Source organism: Allocatelliglobosispora scoriae (genome assembly GCF_014204945.1).
Lineage (GTDB): Bacteria > Actinomycetota > Actinomycetes > Mycobacteriales > Micromonosporaceae > Allocatelliglobosispora > Allocatelliglobosispora scoriae.
Genome location: NZ_JACHMN010000003.1, coordinates 2832424 through 2854932 on the forward strand (window position 1 = coordinate 2832424; position 22509 = coordinate 2854932).

The following is a 22509-nucleotide window of genomic DNA, read 5'->3' on the forward strand; positions in this document are numbered from 1 at the left end:
GGCGGGCGGCTTCTCGGCCGCCCGCCGCTGGTCAGCTAGGCCTTGGCCAGGCTGGCACGACGATTCTCACGGTCGATCTCCAGGATGCGCACCGTGACACTGGCACCGGTCTGCGGCTCGGATTCACCGTGCAGCAGCCCGTCGGCGTCCTCGGCGATGCGGACGAAGACCCCGAAGGGCACGACCGCCGACACCTGGCCGACGAGGACATCGCCGACGTTGAGTTCATCGAAGCGGGACATGCGATCACCTCCTTCCTCGGCAGGCTCCGCTCATGCGGGCATTGCCTAGGAGCGGGCGGGCCACGGGCCCGCCGGGTGATCACGGCACAGCCGGACGCCTCATCTGTGCACGGCGCATGGCCGACCCGGCAGTCACGACGACGACACTATGGTCAGGACACGCTGGTTGGCAAGAGGCTGCCCGCCGGGCGTGTCGGGCAGGTGTGACAGGCTGAGCGGGTGACACTGGAGCCGACCGCCGAAGTCCGCCTGCACCGTGCCGCCCGCCTGGAGGACGCCGCACACATGGCGTTCGAGCGGCGGCTCAAGAAGCGCGGCTGGGAGCCGACCATCGTCGCCTTCCCGGGTTACGGGTTGGCCGGGAAGGACGGTCCCGGCTGGGTCCGCGTCCTCGGCCGGGTGCTGCTCGCCCGGCCGGGCAAGGGCAAGCCTCGCAAGCGGGCGAAGAAGATCCGCGGCTGGCGCAGCTTCGCGACCCTGTCGGTGATGGATGCGCCGGTCGTCGTCGAGGTCAACGGCGTCCGCCACGAAGCCACCGCCGACCGGGGCGGGTTCATCGACATGACCTGCCCGTCCGACCTGCCCGCGGGCCTGTGCAGCGTGCGCATCGGCGTCGAGGGCGCCGAGCCGGTCGAGGCGCCCGTCCACATCGTCGACCCCGCGGTCACCTTCGGCATCCTCTCCGACATCGACGACACCGTGATGGTCACCTCGCTGCCGCGCCCGCTGCGCGCGGGCTGGAACACCTTCATGCTCGACGAGTTCGCCCGCGCCTCGGTCCCGGGCATGTCGGTGCTCTACGAGCGGCTCACCAACGCGCACCCCGGTGCCCCGGTGATCTACCTGTCCACGGGTTCGTGGAACGTCGCGCCGACCCTGACCCGGTTCATGTCGCGCCACCTCTACCCGGCCGGGCCGATGCTGCTCACCGACTGGGGGCCGACGAAGGACAGCTGGTTCCGCAGCGGCCGCGCGCACAAGCGGGCGACCCTCAACCGGCTGGCGGAGGAGTTCCCTAACGTCAAGTGGCTGCTCATCGGCGACGACGGCCAGCACGATCCGGCGATCTACGCCGAGTTCGCCACCAGCCACCCGGCGAACGTGGCGGCGATCGCCATCCGGCGCCTCTCGCCCACCCAGTCCGTGCTGGCGGGCGCGCTGCCGTCGCTCTCGGAGCTGCCGCAGGCCTCCGGCCCGGCCGACCGCCGCCTGCTCTCCGCACCCGACGGAGCGGGGCTCGCCGGGCTGATGCGCGAGGCCGGACTGCTGTAGGGGCGCCCGCCGTGCGGGCGCCCCGCTCCGGTCAGCTCAGCAGCTGCCGCACCCGCTCGGCCGCGCGCTGCACGGCCTCGCGGGACTCGTCGGTGTCGTCGAGGATGTCGAAGCTGTGGTGCCCGTTCGGCACATCGATGATCTCGACCTTCACTCCGGCACCGTCGGCAGCGGTCAGGAAGTCCGCGACGGTCGTGGCGATGTCGGGGCCCTCCAGCCCGACCCGGGTCAGCAGGATCGGCGCCAGGCTCGCGCCCCTCTCGGCGACCGCCTCGACGGGCCGGAAGCGCGGGTCGACCGGCCAGCCGGGCAGCGGTGCCAGCGCGGGATAGGTGAGCGCGACTCCGCGCAGCCAGGCGGGCTGATCACGCAGCCAGTCGGCGCTGAGCAGGCTGCCGCCGGAGAAGAACCAGACGACGACCCGGTCGTCGTCCACGCGCGGATCGGCCCGGACCGCCTCGACCGCGACGGCGATGTCGTCCGCGGCGGTGGGGTAGTCCAGGACCACGCCGTCGGCCGTCTGCAGGACATGGAGCCGGTGGTCGATGACGGCGGCGGCGAGCCCGAGCGACGCGAGCAGGCTGCCGTAGCCGCGGAACACCGGCCAGTCCCGGGGTGTCGGGGTCATGCCGGGCGGCAGCGGTCCGCCGTGGACGATCACCGCGGCGGGGAAGGGGCCGCCGCCTTCGGGCAGGTAGAGGTCGATCGGGCCGGTGCGCTCGGGAGCCACCTCGGCCGTTGTCAGGACGAAAGGCCGCAGATGCGCTGGGGTCTCGGTCATGAACCCCATTCTGGTGTACGCCGTGAGCGCCGGCGCGGGCATTACGGGCGATAACCGAACGTTCACGCGGCGATCCTTGCCTTTACCTTGCTGAATTCGCTAGCGTCGATGTATAGGCCCGCGGATGAGGGTTCGATGGGGGTGATCATGCCTGCGACCCGGTCACCATCAGGCGATCGGATCATGCGGCGACGGCAGCAGCAGGGCATGTCGCGTCGCGTCCTCGCCGCTCTGGTGGGGCGCAGCGAGGAGTGGCTGCGCCAGGTGGAGCTCGGGACCCGCCGCCTGGACAGCATCTCGGTCGCCATGCAGCTCGTCGAGGCCCTGCGCTTCGACCAGCTCGACGACCTCGTCGACCCGCGCGAGTCGGCGGGGCCGGACGATCGGCGGTCGACGGCGCTCACCGATGAGGCGAGGGCCGGCTATGCGCTGCCCGCGTCGCTGCGCTCTCCGTACGCGGGCGCGGCGACCACCGCCGAATCGCTGGCCCGTGACGTCGCCGAGCTGCGCGACACCTGGTGGCACGCATCGGACCGGGTCGCCGTCTGCCAGCACCGGCTGCCGCAGGTGATAGCGGCGGCTCAGGCCGGCGTACGCGACGATCCCGGTGACGAGCCGACCGCCGCCGCGACGGTGGATGCGCTCTGCCTCGCCAGGTCCTACCTGGTCTACGTGGGTGATCGCCGTCAGGCCCTGGTCCTCGCCGAACGGGCGGTCACGCTCGCGGAGACCGCCTCGCCCGCCTCCACCGTGGTCGCCGCCCGCGCACTGGCCATGTCCTATCTGCAGAATCGCGAGTTCCACCTCGCCCTGTCGATCGCGACGGCCGCCGCGGACCGGGCCGGCGATCGGCTGCCGGTGCTGCGGGGCTCGCTGCTCTCGGTCGCGGCGAAGGCGGCCTCGTCGCTGGGGGAGGACGAGCGGGCGGATGTCCTGATCAAGCAGGTCCGGCAGGCGGCCGCGGCGCTCGGTTCCGCCCGGCAGCAGCGGGGTGTGTGGTTCGGGCCCAGCGACGTGACGCTGACGGAGATGACCGTCGCGTGGACCGGCGGCCGGCGCGAGGAGCTGCCCGAGCTCGCGCTCGCGGCACCACCCGACTCGGAGATGCCGCAGAACCTGCGGATCCCCTATTACGCCATGATCGCCGCCCTCTGCGCGCGGCGCCGGGACGAGGGGACAGCGGTGCTGCAGCTGCTGGCGATCCAGCGGCTGTCGGCGGAGGCGCTGCGCTACGACAGGATGGTCCACACGGCCCTGCGGGACCTGCTGCGGACGCGGCACCCCGTGCTCTACCGCGAGATCGAGCAGTTGGGCAGGCTCGCCGGGCTACTCTGAGGGACCTACGGCTCGCACCCTGCAGGAGCCACACTCCGCGGGGAGGCCCAGCGAATGACCGAGCTCTTCCTGCTCTCCTTCGCCGACCACCTGGCCGACCCGGTCGCGGGCGGTCGCGTCACCCAGGCCCAGCGGTTGGGCCTCGTGCTCGACCAGGCGGTTCTCGCCGAGGAGGTCGGGTTCTCCGGCTTCGCCGTCGGCGAGCACCACTTCAGCGACTACCTCGTCTCGGCGCCTGAGATCGTGCTGGCCATGATCGCCGCGCGCACGTCCCGGCTGACGCTCTCGACCGCGGTCACGCTGCTCGGGCTCGACGATCCGGTCCGGGTCGCGGAGCGGTTCGGCCTGCTCGACCAGCTCTCGGCGGGCCGGGCCGAGCTCGTCATCGCCCGGGGTGTGCCGAGCACGCGTACCTGGTCGGCGTTCGGCGTGGACGAGCACACCGTCCGGCAGCGGACCGCCGAGCACCTCGAACTGCTGCTGAGCCTGCTCACCGAGGAGAAGGTCAGCTGGACCGGGCCGAGCAGGGCACCGCTCGACGGCGTCACGGTCCAGCCGCGCCCCTACCGGCCGGTGGCATCTCGGGTCTGGATGGGCGGCGGGCTGTCGCCGATCAGCGCCGACCTCGCCGCGTACCACGCCCTGCCGTTCATGCTGCCCAGCAGCCTGCGGTCACCGCAGGACCATCTGTCCATCATGGAGCGCTATCGGCTCGGCATGGCCGACCGAGGGGCCCCGGCCCGGGTGGGCCTGCCGATCCACGCGTGGGTCGACGAGGACGGCGCGGTCGCCTGGCGGCGGTGGCGGCCGTACCTCCAGGCTTATGCGACCTTCGCGGCGTCGCTGCGCGGCACCGGGCCGGTGCCCGACGCGGCCGCGCTGCTGGCCGGTCCGGCGGTCTGCGGCGATCCGGACCACGTCGCCCGGCGCCTCGCCGACCTGGTCCGGGCCATGGGTCTCGATCGCCTGATGGTCGTCATGGACATCGGCGGCGCGCCCGCGGACCGGGTCCTGGCGGCCGTGGAGCTCTTCGGCCGGCGGGTGCTGCCGATCCTGTCCGACCTGCTCGCCACGGACTAGGGGATGGGGCGGATCCGGCGCAGTGCCATTCGGGCCGGTCGGCGTTGACAAGCATCACGGCGGGGGAGAGCATCGGGAATAGATATCAATTATTGTCGATCAATTCTCCGAGTGCCGAGAATGGGAGTCGCCATGAGTCGATCGATTGCCTCGCGCATGCGTATCGTCGCCCTCGCCGCGGTGCTGGCGGCGGGCGGGCTGACCGTCGGCGCCACCCCGGCGCAGGCTGCGCCTCCGGGCTGCTCGATGGGGGCCGGGCACTACGAGTCCGCGGGCGGTTTCATCAACGCTTACCGCTATTGGTTCTGCGACGACGGCAATGACATCCCGCTGAGCGTGTCCATCCAGCGCTATCAGTCGCCGGGTGTCTATTCGACCGTCGCCAGCGGCAGCGGCGATGTCACCTACTACTGCGGCGGCACCCTTTACAACGTCTATCGGACGACCGGCACGTCGGATTTCGCCATCCTCTGCAGCTGATCAGGGTCGACCCCACACCCCGGCCGGTACGCCATCATGGCGCACCGGGACCGCCACTAAACTGGCGTGCGCCCCATCTAAGTTCTACTATGCAGGTAGGATTTATGGGCTTTAGGGAGTGTGCGTCGATGAACGGCACCAGGGTGGTCGTGGTGGGCGGCGGCTGTAGCGGCGTGCTCGCCACGCGGGAGTTGCTCGACGCCGGTTTCCACGTGACGCTGATCGACCCGGCCGCCCAGCCCGGCCGGGGCATCGCCTACGGCGCGGCGGCGCCCTGGCACCTGCTCAACTCGCCCGTCGGCGCGATGAGCGCCGACCCCGACCAGCCGGACGACTTCCTGCAGTGGTGCCGCGTCCGCAACCGGGCCACCGCCCCCACGGATTTCGTCCCCCGCACCTGGTACGGGGACTACCTCGCCCACGTGCTACGCAAGGCCGACTCCGACCGGCTCGCCGTCTACCGGGGCCGGGTGGCCCGCATCGGTGTCACCAGCGGCGACACCCTGGCCCTGGTGCTCTCCGACGGCGTCGTCATGCCCGCCGACCAGATCGTGCTCGCGCTCGGCCACCCGCAGCCCGCGACCCCCGCCTACGTCGATCTCGACGCCCGCGACTCCGGCCGCTACATCGCCGACCCGTGGCAGCCCGACGCGCTGTCCGGGCTGGGTGACGGACCGCTGCTGCTGATCGGCACCGGACTCACCGCCGTCGACGTCGCCACCACCCTCGTCAACAACGGCACCACCGCGCCGGTCACGATGCTCTCCCGGCACGGGCTGCTGCCGCAGTCGCACCGCCGCCCCGGGGAGGGCCCGATGCCGGTGCAGATCTCGCCGGCCGAGCTCGCCGCCGCCGGGTCCGCCGGGCGGATGCTGCGCATCCTGCGGGACCGGGCCGAGACGACCGGCGACTGGCGCGCGGTGATGGACGCGCTGCGCCACCACTGGGACGAGCTGTGGGCGGCGCTCGACGACACCGAGCGCTCCCGGTTCCTGCGCCACCTCGCCCGCTACTGGGAGGTGCACCGCCACCGCATGCCGGCCCCGGTCGCCGACGAGATCGACCGACTCCGCCTCGCCGGGCGGCTGCAGATCTGCGCAGGCGAGCTGCGCCGCGTCGGTGCCCCGTCGGCCGAGGGCCTGCAGGTCACCGCCCGCTACCGCGACGGCGGGGTGCACGTGCGCGATTACGCCGCCGTCGTCAACTGCACCGGTCCCGGCAGCCTGCTCACCGCCGACCCGCTCGTCGGCTCGCTGCTCGACGCCGGGCTCGCCCGGCCGGGATCGCAGCGGCTCGGCCTCGATGTCGACAGCAGCGGCGCCCTGATCCGGCAGGACGGCACGGTGAACCCGGCGATCTGGACGCTGGGCCCGCCCCGCCGGGGCACGCTGTGGGAGACGACGGCCGCACCGGAGATCCGCACCCAGGCCCGCGCCCTCGCCCAGCGCCTCACCGCGGCTCAGGCATAGCGCAGCTCGGTCATCGCCGGCGGTGGCGCCGCACGGGCGCCACCGCTGACCACGGCTAGCGGCGGTGCAGGGTCTCCAGCGCCTCGATGAGGACCTTCGGGTTGTGCTGTCCCTTGTAGACCGACGGCGGCTTCCTGTCGAGCTTGAGCAGCTCGGCGACGGCGGTCCACGCCGTCCGCACGGAGTACTCGACGGTGAAGACGACGTCGTCGGGGACCTCGGCGTACTGGCCGATGAACGCCAGGTTGGTCGAGCCCTTCGGGACGACGTCCGGCCGGTCGCCCTTGCGGCGGACGAGGAACTGGCTGGTGATGTAGGGCATCAGCGCCGGGATCACGACGGCGCTGTCCAGGATCCGCTCGTGCTGCTCCATCTGCAGGTGCTGCAGGACCTCGTCGAGGATCTCCCGGCCGGTGCACTCCGACATCGGCTTACCGGTGAAGTCGCCCTTCTTGCCCGGGAAGAGGGCGTAGCCCCACCAGACGAAGGTGTCGGCGGGCTGGCCGCGGAAGTGCGGCTGGTGGTTGAGCACGATCGTGAGCAGCCAGTTGGAGTCCTTGAAGGTGATCAGGCCGCCCTTGCCCGCCTCGCTGCCGCTGAACTCCTGCATCTGGGTGAAGAAGGTCGGGTCCTTCGTCGTCACGGTGAACGACTCCCAGGTCGAGTCCTCGATGGAGGAGTCGAAGACCGCCGGGTTGCCGAGGCCGGGCCGCTTCGCGGCGAGGTCCCGCCACAGCTGCCACGCCCCGCTCGATCCGGAGGTGTCCAGGACCGGCGCGGTGTCGGTGGAGCCGAGCGTGGAGTCGGCCGTCATCGAGCCGTTGGTGACCATGACGAGGTCGCCGGGCCCGATCGGGATCTCCCGCGGCTCGCCCGCTCGCGTACACACGATGGATTCGACCGTGAGGGCGTCGCCTGCCGCGAGCCGCAGGTCGGTGACGCGGGTGCCGAGCTCGATCGTGACGCCCTGTTCGCCGAGCCACGCCAGCATCGGCGCGACGATCGAGTCGAACTGGTTGAACCTGGTCCGATAGATGCCCGACATGGTGTCGAAGGTCTTGAAGAGGTGAACGAACCGGTTGAGGTACCGGCGGAATTCGATCGCGCTGTGCCACGGCTCGAACGCGAAGGTGGTGCACCACATCCACCAGAAGTTGGTGGTGAAGAACTCCTCGCTGAAGCAGTCGGTGATGCGCTTGCCGTCGAGGAGGTGCTCCGGCGTGCCGACGCACTTGATCAGTTCGAGCCGGTCGCGCTCGGAGAAGCCCATGGAGTGGGCGTCGATCGTCTTGCCGTCGGCGTCGACGAGCCGGGCGTGGTCGTCCCAGGCGAACTCGTCGTGGAAGGCGAAGGTGTCGTCGGTCACCGACTTCGAGATGTCGTCCAGCGACGGGATCGACCGGAGCAGGTCGTAGGTGCAGTCGAAGTGGATCTCGAACATGCGGCCGCCGCGCATCGTGTAGCCGGTCTCGGGGGACCCGGCCGCGTCGAGGCTGCCGCCCTCGCGGTCCTGCTCCTCCAGGATGACGATGTCGCTGCCGGCGAACCCGCCGTCGCGGATGAGGAACGCCGCCGCCGAGAGCGACGCGATGCCGCTGCCCACCAGATATGCCTTCGCCATAGTCCCCGTACTCCCTACTAAAGATGGGCAAACCGACCTCAGTATGTCGGCCCAGGCTGGGGCGGGTGACGGGTTCGCGGGCAAGCTGCTCGATGTTACCTACCAGTATCGCGAGCTATTCTCGCTTATCGGATCACTGCAGGTGATTGGCCAAGTACAGATGGTGAGGTGGGTAACAGTTGATGGGTACGGCGGTCAGGTGGTTCTCCGCCGGCTTCCTCGCGGGGCTGGTCGGCGTCTTCGTGCTGCCCGACCCGTGGGCGGACCTGCTCTGGGGCGCCATCGGCCTCGGCAGCGCGGCGGCGATCGCCGTGGGCGTGCGACGGCACCGGCCCCGGCCGGCGTGGCCGTGGTGGCTGCTCTTCGCCTCGCTGCTGCTCTCCATCACCGGCGACACCGTCTACGAGTACCTCACCGACGTGCGGGGGCTGGTCAGCCCGCTGCCGTCCTGGGCCGACCTCTTCTACCTCGCGATGTACCCGGCCCTCATCGTCGCGATCCTGAGCCTCGCGCGACCCGGGGCCGCGGTCCGCGACCGGGCGCTCCCGCTCGACGTGCTCATCCTGGGTACGGGACTCGGCCTGCTCTCCTGGGTCTTCCTCATCAACCCGCACCTCCTCGACGCCGACCTCACCGTCGGCCAGCGGATCGTCTCCGTCGCCTACCCGGTCGCCGACGTGCTCGTCCTCGCCGCCGTCGGCCGGCTGATCGTGGTGCACCGGTTCACGGTCGCGGTGATGCTGCTGACCATCGGCGCCACCGGCCTGCTCGTCGCCGACGTGCTCAACGGGATGTCGGAGCTGCGCGGCCACGGCTCCGTCGGCGGCGCCGCCGATGTCGGCTGGATGCTCCTCTACGGCGGCTGGGGCGCGGCGGCACTGCACCCGTCGATGGCCGAACTGACCCGGCCGCTCTCCACCGGCGTACGCGAGATCGGCGCCGCCCGCCAGGTCTGGCTCCTGCTCGCCTCGCTGCTGCCCATGGTCGTGCTGCTCGTCGAGGCGAGCCGCGGCCGCGTGCACGACACGACCGCCGTCTCGGTCTTCGCCGCCGTCAGCGTCGGCCTCGTCCTCACCCGGCTGATCGGGGTCCTCGGCAGCCACCGGCGGGAGCTGATCCGTGCCGACGCCGTCCGCATCGCCGGGACCGCCCTGGTCGCCGCACACGACCCCGTCGCCGTGCACTCCGCGATCGCGGCGGCGGTCGCCCGGCTGCTGCCGTCCGGCTCGGCGCACTCGGTGGCGATGCCGCGCGCCGGCAGCGGTCTCGTCCCGGCGATCACCGAGCCGGGTGCCCGGGTGATCCCCGTCGCCGACCTGCCGCCGGGCCTGCGGGCGGGAGTGGCCGGCTGGCAGTCGGCGCTGGTCTGCCCGCTCACCCTCGACGAGGAGGCGACCGGCGACGGACTCCTCGGCGCGATCGTCGTCGCCGCCGAGCAGCGGCACCTGATCACCCTGCCGTCGGCGGTGGAGACGGTCGCCGCCCAGGCCGCGCTCGCCCTCGAACGGATCAACCTCAGCCGCGAGATCGTCCGCCGCGACAGTGAGCAGTATTTCCGCGCGCTGGTGCAGAACACCGCCGACGTCATCCTCATCGTCGACCCCGGCGACCAGCGGGTCCGCTACGCCAGCCCGTCCGCGACCGGGCTGTTCGGCCGGACCGGGCTGGTCGGACACGACCTGCTCTCCCTGGTGGGGCCCGCCAGCCGGGCCGCCGCACACGAGCAGCTCGGCGGTGTCCGGGCCGACGAGCCGAGCATCCGCGACTGGGAGATCGCCCGGCCCGGCGACGGCACGGTGATCGCCGAGGTCCTCTGCCAGGATCTCCAGGCCGAGCCGTCCGTCGCCGGAATCGTGGTGACCCTGCGCGACGCGACCCAGCAGCGGCGGCTCCAGGCGGAGCTCGCCTACCGGGCGCACCACGACTCCCTGACCGGGCTGCCGAACCGGGCGGCCCTGCAGGAGCAGCTCCACGCCGCCCAGGGCCTCACCGGAGCGGGCGGCGACGAGGTCGCGGTGCTCTTCCTCGACCTCGACGATTTCAAGATCGTCAACGACACGCTCGGGCACGACTACGGCGACCAGCTCCTCCAGCAGGTCGCCGCCCGGCTCACCAGCATCGCCGTCACCGGCGGCACGGTCGCCCGGATCGGCGGCGACGAGTTCGCGGTCCTGCTGCGCGGCGTACGCAGCCCGCAGGAGGCCGAACGCACCGCCGAGCAGATCATCGCCGCGCTCGCCGAGCCCTTCCACATCCAGGACCGCTTCGTCTCCGGGCGGGTCAGCATCGGCGTGGCCACCACGGGCGACCCGGCGACCGTCCCGGACCTGCTGCGCCGGGCCGACCTCGCGCTCTACGTCGCCAAGAGCGACGGCAAGGCCCGGTGGCGCCGCCACGACCCGGCCCTGTCGGCGGCGATCATCGAACGCCTGGAGCTGCGCGCCGCCATGGAGACCGCGCTCGCGCGCGACGAGTTCCAGCTCGCCTACCAGCCCATCGTCTGCCTCGACGACCACACGCCGGTCGGCTTCGAGGCCCTCGTCCGCTGGCTGCACCCCACCCGGGGGCTGCTGATGCCGGGGGACTTCATCGACCTCGCCGAGGAGTCCGACACGATCGTCGCCCTGGGCACCTGGGTGCTGCGCGAGGCGGCCGCCACGGCGGTCGCCTGGCCCGGCACGCCCTATGTCAGCGTCAACGTCTCGGCCCGGCAGTTCCACGCCAAGGGCTTCGCCGACACCGTGCTCACGGCCCTCGCCGACACCGGGCTGCCCCCGGACCGGCTCATGCTCGAACTCACCGAGAGCCTGCTGCTGCGCGACGACGACCACCAGGTCTGGAACGACCTCGCCATCCTGCGCGACCACGGCGTGCAGATCGCCATCGACGACTTCGGCACCGGTTACTCCGCGCTGAGCTACCTGCGCCACGCCCCCATCGACGTGCTCAAACTCGACAAGGTCTTCACCCGCGCCATCACCTCGTCGGCCCAGGAGACCGACCTCGTCGACGGCATCGTCCAGCTGGCGAAGACGATGCGCCTCAAGGTCATCGCCGAGGGCATCGAGAACCCGGTCGAGCGCACGCTCCTGCACGGGTTCGGCTGCCACTTCGGTCAGGGCTACCTTTTCGCCCGCCCGCTCGACCCCGCCGCGGTGCCGGCCTGGCTCGCCGGTCACTCGATCTGACCACAAAGGACAAAAATCCGACTGGTACGCGCACCGCGCATGAAATTCCGGCAATGACGATGGTGACGACTTCTCGGTATTGTGGTCGCGGCGCTGTGAGGTCGGCAACAACGGGGACGTGCCCTGCGGCTGTGGCTGATGGACGGCTCTGTTCGCCGGGAGGATCGGGATGGCGTCTCGCACAATCATGGTGTGGTACGCGGCGTGGATGGCGGCGCTGTCCACCCTCTTCTACGCCGTCCCCGCCTGGCACGCGTTCGTCTGGCCCGTGGTCGGGATCGGCAGCGTCGCCGCGATCCTCGTCGGTGTCCGCCGCCACCGGCCCCGGGTCCGGCTGCCCTGGATCCTCTTCGGTTCGGCCATCGTGCTGTTCGCGGCCGGCGACACGACCTACAACATCCTCACCGACGTGGTCGGACTGGCCAGCCCGTTCCCCTCCATCGCGGACCTGTTCTACCTGGCCATGTACCCGGTGATCGTGGCGGGACTCGTGATGCTGACCCGGACGGGGACGCTGCGCCGGGGACCCCGGGTGTCGATCGACGCGCTGATCCTCATGACCGGGCTCGTCCTGCTCTCCTGGATCTTCCTGATCAGCCCGCACGTCCTGAACCCGGCGCTGACCCTGACCGAGCGGCTCGTCTGCGTGGCGTACCCGATCGGGGACCTGCTGATACTGCTCGCCGCCGCGAAGCTGGTGAGCGTCGACCGGTCGAGCGCGACCCTGCTCCTGCTGACCGTCGGCGGGCTCGGGCTGCTCGCGGCCGACCTCCTCTACGGCTTCGTCCGGATGCAGGGCGACTGGGCGGTCGGCGGCCCGGTCGACCTGGGCTGGCTGATCTTCTACGCCTGCTGGGGCGCGGCGGCCCTGCACCCGTCCATGACCAGGCTCACCGAGCCCAGGGTGCTGCGTCCGCGCCGGGACGGCGTCGCGCGTCAGGTGGCGCTGCTCCTGACCTGCCTGCTGCCGCAGATCATCCTGCTCGTCGAGGTCCTCGCCGGCGGCGTCCGGCACGGCATCGTGATCGCCCTCAGCACGATGTGCCTCGCCGTCCTCGCCTTCATCCGCATGCGCCAGGTCCTCGCGAGCCACCGCCGCGCCACCGCCCGCTCCGATGTCCTCCGGCTGACCAGCGCGGCGCTGATGTCGGCCGCCGATCTCGCGACGGTGACCCAGGCCCTGCGCGAGATGGTGCAGCGGCTGCTCGGTCCCGACGTCGACCACCGGTTCCGCGTCGTGATGAACGACGGCAGCCGGACCGACCTCTTCGGCGAGCCGATGCCGCGCGGCGCCCAGCTGCGCTACACCCGATCGCTGCCCGAACCGGAGCGGGCCATCCTCGGCGGCGGCGAGCTGGCCCTGGTCTGCCCGCTGCTGCTCGACGACCGGCCGCACGGCGAACCGACCCTGGGCGTGGTGCTCATCGCGGCCGGTGAGGCAAGCCTCGGCGTCCTGCTCAGCCCGACCGAGGTGGCCGTCTCGCAGGCCGCGCTGGCGATCGAGCGGATCATGCTCAACCGGGAGGTGAGCCGGCACGACAACGAGCAGTATTTCCGCACCCTGGTGCAGAACACCGCCGATGTCATCCTCATCGTCGCGCCCGGCACCCACCGCATCCGCTACGCCAGCCCTTCCGCCAGCAGTGTCTTCGGCACCACGGACCTGGACGACGCGCCGCTGCTGGACCTGGTCGACGCCGCGTCGCGCGGAGGCGTCCGCAGCCAGATCACCGCGTCCACCACCGTGGACGCGGCCACCGCCCACGAGGACTGGGTCGTGGTGCGGCCGGACCGGTCGCAGATCCTCATCGAGGCGGCCTGCCGCGACCTCAGCGGCGATCCCACCGTCGCCGGAATCGTCGTCACCCTCCGCGATGTCACCGCGCAGCGGCGCATGGAGAAGCAGCTCACCATGCTCGCCTTCCACGACCCGCTCACGATGCTCGCCAACCGCACCCTGTTCCAGAACCGGCTCGCCGAGGCCGTCGGGTCCGCCAACGGCGCGGCCGGCACCGTCACCGGCGTACTCTTCATCGATCTTGATGATTTCAAGGTGGTCAATGACACCCTCGGCCACGCCAGCGGCGACGAACTGCTCCGCGCCGTCGCGGAGCGCCTGACCGGGGTGCTGCGCCGCGAGGACCTCGCCGCGCGGCTGGGCGGCGACGAGTTCGCGGCGCTGATCACGCAGGCACCCGGTGCCGCCGCGATCGAAGAGGTCGCCACCCGGGTGGTCGCCGCGCTCGGTGAGCCCTTCATCGTCGACGGCCAGGTCGTCTCCGGCATGGCGAGCGTCGGCATCGCCACCAGCGTCGACGCCGTCGGCGGCCCGGAACTGCTCCGCCAGGCCGACCTCGCGCTCTATGTCGCCAAGGACGCGGGCAAGGGCCAGTGGCGCCGCTACCAGCCCGAGCTCCACGCGGTCATCGTCGAGCGGCTGCAGCTGCGTACGGAGTTGGAGCGCTCGCTCGTCGCGGGCGGCTTCGAGCTGGAGTTCCAGCCCATCCTCACCCTCGCCGACTCCACCGTGGCCGGGTTCGAGGCGCTCGTGCGGTGGAACCATCCGACTCGCGGACGGCTGCTGCCCGGGCAGTTCATCGACGTCGCCGAGGAGTCCGGCCACATCGTCGCCCTCGGCCGGTGGATCCTGATCCAGGCCATCACCGAGGCCTGTCGCTGGCACGCGACGGCAGGCGGCGCCGCGCCCTACGTGAGCGTCAACGTGTCGCTGCGCCAGTTCCGCTCGGCTGGATTCCTCGCCAGCGTCCACGCCGCGCTGAGCCACGCCGGCCTGCCCCCGCACCGTCTCATGATCGAGATCACCGAGAGCATGCTCATGCGCGACGACGACCGGATCCTGGCCGACCTGGCGGCGCTGCGGCGCGAGGGCGTCCGCATCGCGATCGACGACTTCGGCACCGGCTACTCCTCGCTCAGCTACCTGCACCAGGTGCCGCTCGACGCGGTCAAGCTGGACAAGCTCTTCACCGCCTCGATCACCACGGACCCCAAGCAGGCGGCTCTCGTCGACGGGATCATCCGCCTCGCCCGTACGCTCGGCCTCGACGTGATCGCCGAAGGCATCGAGACCGCCGCCGAGCACGTCCTGCTCGCGAGCCTCGGTTGTCCTTACGGCCAGGGCTTCCGGTTCGCCCGCCCATTGACACCGCAGGCAACCCTGTCAATGATCATCGAGGAATTTGACACCATAGCTGCACCGATCTAGGAGCCGCCCGATGTCCATGGGCCACCAGGCACCGTCCACGGACGAGCTCAAGCGGTTGCTGGACCAGACGGCGATGTACGACGCGGTCATCGAGGAGATCGACGGGCGGCGGATCCGGATCGGCGATCGCTGGCTGACCGACTACGCGTCCTGCAACTACCTGGGGTTCGATCTCGATCCGGAGATCATCGACGCGATCGTCGGGGCACTGGGCCGGTGGGGGACCCATCCGAGCTGGTCGCGGCTGCTCGGCAACCCGCGGCTGTATCCGGAGATCGAGGAGCGGCTGACCGAGTTGCTCGGCGCACCGGACACGCTGGTGCTGCCGACGATCACGCACATCCACTTCTCCGTGCTGCCGGTGCTGGTCGGTGCGGGGACGGTCTTCGTCGAGGCGCAGGCACACAAGACGATCTTCGATGGCGCGAACCACGCCCGGGTCAACGGGGCCGCCATGCGCCGCTTCGACGCCGCCGACCCCGGTGGCCTCGCCGATCTGCTGCGCGCTGCTCCGACGGACCATCCCCGGGTGGTCTGCCTCGACGGGGTCAACAGCATGACGGGCAACGTGCCGGACCTGTCCGCGCTGGCTGCGGTCACGCGTGCGCACGGTGCGCTGCTCTACGTCGACGACGCGCACGGATTCGGGATCCTCGGGGAGCGTTGCGCCGACGAACCCAGCCCCTATGGCGTGCGGGGCAACGCGATCGTGCGGCACCTGGGGGAGAGCTACGACGGGATCGTGCTGGTCGGGGGGTTCTCCAAGGCGTACTCGTCGATGCTGGCATTCCTGGCGGTCACTCCGGCGGTGAAGCAGCACCTCAAGGTGACGGCGGCGCCCTACCTGTATTCGGGCCCGTCACCGGTGGCGTCCCTGGCGGGGGTGCTGGCCGGGTTCGACGTCAACGAGCGGCGCGGTGACGCGCTGCGTACGCATCTGCATGCACTCTCGGTGCGGGTGCTGGAGCACGTGCGGTCGCTCGGGGCGGTGACGCCTAATGCGGGGTCGACGCCGGTGGTGGAGCTGCTGGTGGCGCCGGGGCGGGATCTGGCGGAGGTGTCGGAGCTGTTGTGGGAGCGGGGTGTCTACGCCACGCTGGCGGCCTATCCGCTGGTGCCGAGGAGTCAGACCGGGTTCCGGCTGCAGTTGACCGCAGCGCATACGCACGAGCAGGTCGACGAGCTGTGCCGGGTGCTCACCGAACTCGCCGACCGCGGCGTGCTGCGGTCCAATGTCCAAGATCGTCACAACTCTTGAAGAGTTGGTCCCACTTTTAGCACCAACTCTTCAAGAGTTGTTGCTAAAGGAAGAGCTTGATGACGCGGAACTGGATGCCGCTCGGTCTGGGTTCCTGGGGCGCCGCGCTTGATGATCACGTCAAGTTCGGGGAACCAGACGTGATCACTGTCCATGATCACGTCTGGTTCCGGGAAAGCGACGTGATCTCCCTCGCGGCAGCCCGGCGCCGTCGCCAGGAGTGATCGCACCGTTTTCCCCGAAGATGGTGCGATCAAGGACCATGATCAGCCCACCTTCGGGGAAAACGGTGTGATCACCGAGCGCCGGACGCGCTGGTCTCGGCGGTCTCGGCGGTCAGGGGCTGCCCTGCCGGGGTGCGCGCGAACCTCGACGCCACCAGGGCGAAGAGGACCACGGCGGGCACCACGAACAGGCCGGATGTCGCGATGCCGGCGCCCATCGAGCGGCGCTGGCCGGCGTACCCGGCTGGTGGTCCGCCCGCGATCTGGCCGAGCGCGTCGACCTGCGACTGGATGGAGAAGACCGTGGCGCGCGACCGGGAGGTCGTCGCCGCGACCATGAGCAGGTTGAGCACCGGCCGCGTCGCGTCGCGCATCAGCGTCACGACCAGGTAGGCCCCGACCGCCGGCCAGAAGCTGCCCGCGAGCCCGAACCAGATCATGCCCGCCGCCGCGACCGCCTGCGTGACCGTCAGCACCACGCCGACCTGGCGCGGTGCCAGCGTGTCGATACGGCGGCCGAGCAGGCCGGTCACGACGATCGACCCGAACGCGGCCACCACCGCGAACACCCCGAACCACACCTGCGGCGAGAGCCCGGCCGGGAGCGACAGGTCCGCCAGGAAATGCGGCTGCGACAGCCGGTCGAAGCCCTCGCTGCCCATGCCGATGAAGAGGGTGCCCGCGACGAGGCCGAGCAGCATCGCCGAGCGGCGGACGGTACGCCCGCCGAGCACGACCTGCGCCCGCATCGAGTGCAGCGTGGTGCGCTGCGGGGCCGGCGTCGGCGCCCAACCGCGTTCCGGCATGACCGCCGCGAGCAACCCGACCAGCCCCAGCGTGACCACGGCACCCACGACGATCGGCAGCGCCAGGTCGAGGCTGCCCAGCCCGACCGCGGCCACGATCCCCAGCAGGGTGCCGACCTGGCCGATCTGGCCGCCGCGGACGAAGGCGCGGCCGATGCGCTCCTCGCCGATCTCGTCGGCGGCCCACGCCTCCTCGGCGCCGTCGACGCAGACCGCGCCGACCGCCCAGACGGCGTTGGCGACGAGGATCGCCGTGAAGGACGGCAGCAGGCCCCACAGCAGCAGACCCGCTCCCATCAGCGCGTACCCGACGATGATCGAGAGCCGGCGGCTGTAGAGGTCGGCGATGACACCGGTCGGCACCTGGGCGACGAAGCAGACGACCTCCATCAGGGTGCCGACGAGGACGAGCTGCAGCGGGCCGAGGCCGACGACCTGGCTCTGATAGACGAGGTTGAGGGTGAAGGCGGTGTTGGCGGCGAAGGCACCGACACCGTAGATGACAAGGTACAGCCGATATGCAGACAAGGAGACGCTCTCCGGGCTCAGAAAGAGACCGGTGCCGGAAGCGGCGCCCTGCTCCTAAAAGGTCAGCAGTCCACTCAGAACGCGCGGCACCGGGGATTCGCCGAAGCTGCGCGAGGTTGTCATGCGGCCAGTCTCCGTCCCCGGCCGAGCACTGTCAACCAGATTGCGACCGCCACCAGGGCAAAGCAGACCCAGGCAAACCAATCACCCATCAGGGTGTACGCGGTGCGCCCCGAACCCGCCCGAACGGTGACCGTCGTGACGGTGGCACCGGCGTCGACAGCGGTGTCGGAGAGCAGCCTCCCGTGCGGGTCCGATGCCGTGAGCCGCCCCCGCCCGGCACTGCGGACGACGGTGATCCCGTTCTCCACCCCGCGTACCACGGCGATCCGGCTGTGCAGCCACCCGTCGCGGTCGAAGTCGAGCGCCGGCACGAGCAGCATCCCGGCCTGCTGCCGTGCGTAGGCGCGGGGCAGCTGCGGGTGGTCGAGGTCCTTGCAGATCGCCAGCCCGATCGTGGTGCCGGGCAGGAAGGAGAGCCGATCCCCGGCCGTCATGTGGTCCTCCCACCCGGTGACGAGGAAGTGCTTGTCGTAGCGTGTGGCACCGTCGGCGGCGTAGGCCATCGCCACATTGTGGACACCCGTCGCGTCCTTGAGGGTCAGCCCGACGACGATGGTGATCCGGTGCTCGGCGGCGACGGCGGTGAGCTGCCCCCCGAGTACGTCCAGCTCGGCAGCGGTCACCTTGAACACCTTCTCCGGCAGCACCAGCACCGTCGCGCCGGCCGCCGCCACGGCGGGCACCTCGCGCAGGTAGTCGGCGAGGACCCGCTGGGCCTCCGGCGACGCCAGCGGCAGCGAGTCCTCCGTCGTCTCGATGCTCGCCATCGCGACCGTCAGCGCAACGCCGGTGGCGGGCGCCCGGAGCTGCCAGAATCCGACGCCCAGCGTGATGGTCGCGAGAACGGCGCCGGTCGCGATCAGCCGCCGCCACCCCGTACGTCCGGCGAGTGCCGCCGCCAGCGCGGGCACCGCCATCAGCAGGAAGCTCACGCCCCAGACGCCGGTCACGGCGCTGACCTGGATCACCGGCAGCACCTCCGCCTGCGTGTAGCCGAGGCTGGTGAAAGCGCCGCCGGGGGAGACGAGGGAGAGGAGGTACTCCGAGCCCGCCCACACCGCCGGTGCGGCGAGCGCCGCCAGCACGACCCGGCCCCGCTGGACCAGTGCCCGGAACAGGGCCACGGCACCGGCGAACGCCAGCCCCTGCGCGAGCAGGAAGCCGGCCACCACGGGGACCGGCACCTCCAGCGTGCCGGTGTAGTAGGTCCAGACGGTGAGGCTGCCGCCGAACCACGCGACGAACCCCGCCGCCGCCGCGACACGGCCGGGGACCCTGGTGGCGAGCACGAGGATCGGGATCGGCGCCAGCCAGGTCAGCCACGGCACCGGGCTGAGCCCGGTGCCGAACCACACCAGCACCGCCGACGCGACCACCGCCGACACGGTGGCGGTGGCGCGCCGTCGCCGCTCGGGTGGGGCGGCGGGTGGTGCCTGCGGCAGCTCAAGCGCGGTAACCATGGATGACTCCTCCGACGAGTTGGTGGCAGAGCGAACGCATCTCGGCCTCGGTCAGATCGATGCGCCCGCCCCGGTGCATCGCGACGAGGCCGTGGATCAGCGCGGCGAGGGTCAGGGCCCAGTCCCAGATGTCCTCGTCGCGCAGCACGCCCTGGCGCACGCCGTCGGCGAGCGCGTCGGCGACGAGGTTCAGCGACGGCGAACCGCCCGCGCGGAAGTCGTCGGGCCAGCGCCGAGCGCCCTCGCGGCGCTCGGTGAAGACGAAGTCATAGAGGCGGGGCTCGCCGAGGGCGAAGTCGAGGTGGTCGTCGAGGAGCTCGGACCACCTGGTGTCGAAGTCGGCGGCGCGGGGGCGGGCGGCCCAGCGCTGGGCGATCTCGGCGAAGCTCGCGTCCGCGACGGCGGCGAGCAGGGCATCTCTGTTGGCGAAGTGCCGGTAGATCGTCATCGCCGTGACCCCGGCCGCCGTCGCCACCCGGCGCATGCTGACCGCCGCCGCGCCCTCGACCAGCAGAATCTCGCGTGCGGCCGCCAGCAGGCGCTCCACCGTCGTTTCCATGTCTACACCGTAGACCTAGGTCTACGGTGTAGACAAGGGCTATCATCGCCACGGAGGAAAGGGGGACCGGATGGACCGCGACATCCGCACGATGGACGACGTGATGCGGCTGCTGGACGACCTGTTCGAGCCCGGGGCCGACCGCTGGACCGCCGACGCGGCGCCCTGGTGGGACGACTTCTACGCCGACCGCTCCCGACCGGTGCCGTTCTTCGCCGCCAAGCCCGACGAGAGCCTCGCGTCCTATCTCGACCGTGGACTGATCGCCCCCGGCCGCGCCCTCGACCTGGGCTGCGGTCCCGGCCGCAACGCCATCCACCTCGCCGGCCGCGGCTTCCGGGTGGACGCCGTCGACCTCTCCCCGGCGGCGATCGCCTGGGGGCGGGACCGGGCGCGCGAGGCGGGCGCGGACGTCCGGTTCCACTGCGGCGACGCGTTCGCCCTCGCCGAGCTGACCGGCCCCTATGACCTGATCTTCGACTCCGGCTGCTTCCACCACCTGCCACCGCACCGGCGGGTCGGTTATCGCGAGTTCCTCGACCGCACGCTCTCGCCCGGCGGGCACTTCGGGCTCACCTGCTTCGCCGCCGGTGCGATGGGTTCGGAGCTCTCCGACATCGACCTCTACCGCCAGGCCAGGCTCCAGGGCGGCGTCGCGTACACCGCGGAGTCACTGCGCTGGATCTTCGCCGACCTCACCGAGATCGAGCTCCGCCGCATGCACGACGAGGCTCCCGACTCCGCCGCCTTCGGCGAGCCCTTCCTCTGGACGGCGCTGTTCCGCCGCGAGCCGGCGGTCGGCGTACCCCCGGATGGTTTGGTGTGATCTAGCCGAGCTCCCAGCCGGTGATCAGCTTCTCCAGCTTGACCGCGCGGGTCCTGGGTGTCCTCGCCTTGAGCAGTTGGAGGATCGCCAGGTATCGGTCGGTCTTGCCGAGCGACTCGAAGGCGCTGCGCGCCGCCGGGTGCGCGGCGAGCGCCGTTTCGAGATCGGGCGGGACGGTGGCGTCGCGCTGCGCGACATAGGCCGCCTCCCACCGCCCGTCGGCCTTGGCGGCCGCGACCTCCGCCAGGCCGGGCGCGCGCATCCGCCCGGCCGCCGTCAGCGCCTCGACCTTGGCGATGTTGACCTTCGACCAGGAGCCCTTGGGCCGCCGGGGCGAGTATCGCTGCAGGTAGAAGTCCTCGTCGTGAGCTTTGCGCTGGCTGTCGATCCAGCCGTAGCACAGCGCCACGTCCAGCGCCTCGCCGATCGTCAGGGTGGTCCGGCCCGATCCCTTCTTGGCGATCAGCATCCACACCTCGGCCTGGCTGTCGTGGTTCGCCGCCATCCAGTCCTCGAACTGCCGCACGGTGTCGAAGGTGTCCACGGTGTTCACCTCGACCCGAGGATTTCCAGGTAGTGCTTGTTGTACATCAACCCGAGCACGTTGCCGAACGGGTCGATCACGGTCGCGGTGACGAAGCCCGGGCCGCGCTCGCGGGCGGCCTCGTGCAGCGTCGCGCCGAGGGAGATCGCCTTCGCCACCGTCGCGTCGAGGTCGTCGACGTGCCAGTAGGCGACGTGCCCGCCCGACCCGCGGACCGAACCCGGCGGCGCCCACTTGGCGTCGATGATGCCGAGTTCGTGCTGGTAGTCGCCGAGCCGGAACTCGTAGTAGCCGCCCGGCACCTGGAAGTAGGGCGCAAGTCCCAGGAACTCGGAGTACCAGTCCTTCGCCGCCTCCAGGTCGTCGGCCCAGTAGGTCACGGTCGCCAACCCTCGCAGGGTCTGTGTCTCGCTCATGTCGGCAACGCTATCGGCCATTGCGGAAGCTCCGGTTCCGCAATGGGTGCGAGACTGGAAAAATGTTGGATACCTCGGTCCGCCTGCTGCGGTTGCTGTCGCTCCTGCTGACCCGACGCGACTGGGCCGGGCCGGACCTCGCCGACCAGCTCGGCGTCACCACCCGCACCGTGCGCAACGACATCGAGCGGCTGCGGATCCTCGGCTACCAGGTGCACTCCAGCACCGGCGTCACCGGCGGATACCGGCTCGGTGCGGGCAAGGCGATGCCGCCGCTGCTGCTCGACGACGACGAGGCCGTCGCGGTCGCGGTGGGCCTGCGGGTCGCCGCCTCCGGAAGCGTCACCGGGATCGAGGAGACGTCGCTGCGGGCCCTGGCGAAGCTGGAGCAGACCCTGCCGTCGCGCCTGCGGCACCGCGTCGACGCGCTGCGGTCGGTGACGCTCTCGGCCGCCGGACCCGGGCCGACCGTCGACGCGGCGGTGCTGACCACGATCGCCGCCGCCACGCGGGACCGCGACGGGCTGCGCTTCGACTACACCGGCCGGGACGGAGGGGTGACATCGCGCCGGGTGGAGCCGCACCGGCTCGTCTTCACCGGGCGCCGGTGGTACCTGCTCGCCTGGGACCTCGACCGCAAGGACTGGCGCAACTTCCGGGCCGACCGGATCCAACCCCGCCTGCCGCACGGTCCGCGGTTCGCCGCCCGGGAGATGCCCGCCGAAGACGCCTGGAAGCAGGTGGTACGCGGAACCGGGTCGCTCGCCTACCGCCACCCCGCCCGGGTACGCCTGCACGCGCCTATCGAGGCGATGGGGGAGCTGCTGCCGCCGAGCGCGGGACTGCTGACCTCGGTGGACGGCGACTCCTGCGAGCTGCAGACCGGGGGCGACTCGCTGGGTGAGCTCGCCGCGTTCCTGGGCAGCCTCGGCGTCGGCTTCACCGTCCTGGACCCGCCCGAGCTGCGCGACTTCCTGCATGAACTCGCCACCCGCTACGCCGCTGCCTGACGGTGCCGCGGCTCCATGAGTGTAGATCCCGCACGACGGGCGGTTGTCCTTGATCTGACGG

The 22509-nt window shown here is 71.2% G+C and carries 19 protein-coding genes; 11 read left to right on the top strand and 8 right to left on the bottom strand.

Annotated elements, in window-relative coordinates; translation table 11 throughout:
* Window positions 1-35: 35 nt before the first annotated feature.
* Window positions 36-242 carry a S1 RNA-binding domain-containing protein gene (locus tag F4553_RS38800; RefSeq protein ID WP_184846560.1) on the bottom strand — a complete coding sequence of 69 codons (207 nt, stop codon included), beginning with the start codon at window positions 240-242 and terminating at the stop codon, window positions 36-38.
* Window positions 243-527: 285 nt separating this feature from the next.
* Between F4553_RS38800 and F4553_RS38805 the strand changes: the two genes are divergently transcribed.
* Window positions 528-1514 (top strand): App1 family protein phosphatidate phosphatase, encoded by a 987-nt coding sequence (locus F4553_RS38805; protein WP_246468033.1) that lies wholly within the window; start codon window positions 528-530, stop codon window positions 1512-1514.
* A gap of 31 nt (window positions 1515-1545) precedes the next feature.
* Here F4553_RS38805 and F4553_RS38810 read toward each other — a convergent pair whose 3' ends face one another.
* The gene (locus tag F4553_RS38810) at window positions 1546-2295 is read right to left on the bottom strand and encodes an alpha/beta hydrolase (protein ID WP_184846562.1); all 750 of its coding nucleotides are present in this window, start codon (window positions 2293-2295) and stop codon (window positions 1546-1548) included.
* A 183-nt stretch (window positions 2296-2478) separates the two neighbouring features.
* Between F4553_RS38810 and F4553_RS38815 the strand changes: the two genes are divergently transcribed.
* The 4 genes from F4553_RS38815 to F4553_RS38830 all read left to right on the top strand — a co-directional run bounded on the left by F4553_RS38815 (window position 2479) and on the right by F4553_RS38830 (window position 6659).
* The gene (locus F4553_RS38815; RefSeq protein WP_281395605.1) at window positions 2479-3630 is read left to right on the top strand and encodes a helix-turn-helix domain-containing protein; all 1152 of its coding nucleotides are present in this window, start codon (window positions 2479-2481) and stop codon (window positions 3628-3630) included.
* Between the two features lie 54 nt (window positions 3631-3684).
* Complete coding sequence (locus F4553_RS38820) at window positions 3685-4710, top strand: LLM class flavin-dependent oxidoreductase (RefSeq protein WP_184846566.1); 1026 nt, start codon at window positions 3685-3687, stop codon at window positions 4708-4710.
* 132 nt (window positions 4711-4842) lie between these two features.
* Window positions 4843-5190 carry a hypothetical protein gene (locus F4553_RS38825; RefSeq protein WP_184846568.1) on the top strand — a complete coding sequence of 116 codons (348 nt, stop codon included), beginning with the start codon at window positions 4843-4845 and terminating at the stop codon, window positions 5188-5190.
* A 128-nt stretch (window positions 5191-5318) separates the two neighbouring features.
* Window positions 5319-6659: an FAD/NAD(P)-binding protein gene (locus F4553_RS38830; RefSeq protein WP_184846570.1), complete on the top strand. Its 1341-nt coding sequence runs from the start codon at window positions 5319-5321 to the stop codon at window positions 6657-6659.
* Window positions 6660-6714: 55 nt separating this feature from the next.
* On the opposite strand, the gene F4553_RS38835 is transcribed toward F4553_RS38830, so the two are convergent.
* Window positions 6715-8280, bottom strand: coding sequence for an oleate hydratase (locus F4553_RS38835; protein ID WP_184846572.1), 1566 nt, complete (start codon window positions 8278-8280; stop codon window positions 6715-6717).
* A 182-nt stretch (window positions 8281-8462) separates the two neighbouring features.
* On the opposite strand from F4553_RS38835, the gene F4553_RS38840 reads away from it, so the two are divergent.
* The 4 genes from F4553_RS38840 (at window position 8463) to F4553_RS38855 (ending at window position 16176) form a co-directional block, all read left to right on the top strand.
* Window positions 8463-11468, top strand: a complete 3006-nt coding sequence (locus F4553_RS38840) for a putative bifunctional diguanylate cyclase/phosphodiesterase (RefSeq protein ID WP_184846574.1) — start codon at window positions 8463-8465, stop codon at window positions 11466-11468.
* 169 nt (window positions 11469-11637) lie between these two features.
* Window positions 11638-14694 carry a putative bifunctional diguanylate cyclase/phosphodiesterase gene (locus F4553_RS38845; RefSeq protein ID WP_184846576.1) on the top strand — a complete coding sequence of 1019 codons (3057 nt, stop codon included), beginning with the start codon at window positions 11638-11640 and terminating at the stop codon, window positions 14692-14694.
* 10 nt (window positions 14695-14704) lie between these two features.
* Window positions 14705-15952, top strand: coding sequence for an aminotransferase class I/II-fold pyridoxal phosphate-dependent enzyme (locus tag F4553_RS38850; protein ID WP_221470654.1), 1248 nt, complete (start codon window positions 14705-14707; stop codon window positions 15950-15952).
* Window positions 15953-16011: 59 nt separating this feature from the next.
* On the top strand, window positions 16012-16176 hold the full coding sequence (locus F4553_RS38855; protein WP_184846578.1) for a hypothetical protein: 165 nt from the start codon (window positions 16012-16014) through the stop codon (window positions 16174-16176).
* A 71-nt stretch (window positions 16177-16247) separates the two neighbouring features.
* On the opposite strand, the gene F4553_RS38860 is transcribed toward F4553_RS38855, so the two are convergent.
* The 3 genes from F4553_RS38860 to F4553_RS38870 form a co-directional block, all read right to left on the bottom strand.
* On the bottom strand, window positions 16248-17510 hold the full coding sequence (locus tag F4553_RS38860) for an MFS transporter (protein ID WP_184846580.1): 1263 nt from the start codon (window positions 17508-17510) through the stop codon (window positions 16248-16250).
* Window positions 17511-17629: 119 nt separating this feature from the next.
* On the bottom strand, window positions 17630-19093 hold the full coding sequence (locus F4553_RS38865; RefSeq protein WP_184846582.1) for a nitrilase-related carbon-nitrogen hydrolase: 1464 nt from the start codon (window positions 19091-19093) through the stop codon (window positions 17630-17632).
* Window positions 19077-19652 carry a TetR/AcrR family transcriptional regulator gene (locus tag F4553_RS38870; RefSeq protein ID WP_184846584.1) on the bottom strand — a complete coding sequence of 192 codons (576 nt, stop codon included), beginning with the start codon at window positions 19650-19652 and terminating at the stop codon, window positions 19077-19079. Before F4553_RS38870 ends, F4553_RS38865 begins: the two co-directional genes overlap by 17 nt.
* Before the next feature lie 70 nt (window positions 19653-19722).
* Here F4553_RS38870 and F4553_RS38875 point away from each other — a divergent pair, with 70 nt between their 5' ends.
* Complete coding sequence (locus F4553_RS38875; protein WP_184846586.1) at window positions 19723-20478, top strand: class I SAM-dependent methyltransferase; 756 nt, start codon at window positions 19723-19725, stop codon at window positions 20476-20478.
* 1 nt (window position 20479) lies between these two features.
* Here F4553_RS38875 and F4553_RS38880 read toward each other — a convergent pair whose 3' ends face one another.
* Complete coding sequence (locus tag F4553_RS38880; RefSeq protein WP_312875552.1) at window positions 20480-21022, bottom strand: YdeI/OmpD-associated family protein; 543 nt, start codon at window positions 21020-21022, stop codon at window positions 20480-20482.
* Window positions 21023-21027: 5 nt separating this feature from the next.
* Window positions 21028-21438 carry a VOC family protein gene (locus F4553_RS38885; protein WP_184846588.1) on the bottom strand — a complete coding sequence of 137 codons (411 nt, stop codon included), beginning with the start codon at window positions 21436-21438 and terminating at the stop codon, window positions 21028-21030.
* Window positions 21439-21500: 62 nt separating this feature from the next.
* Between F4553_RS38885 and F4553_RS38890 the strand changes: the two genes are divergently transcribed.
* Window positions 21501-22448 (top strand): helix-turn-helix transcriptional regulator, encoded by a 948-nt coding sequence (locus F4553_RS38890; RefSeq protein ID WP_184846590.1) that lies wholly within the window; start codon window positions 21501-21503, stop codon window positions 22446-22448.
* Window positions 22449-22509: the final 61 nt, after the last annotated feature.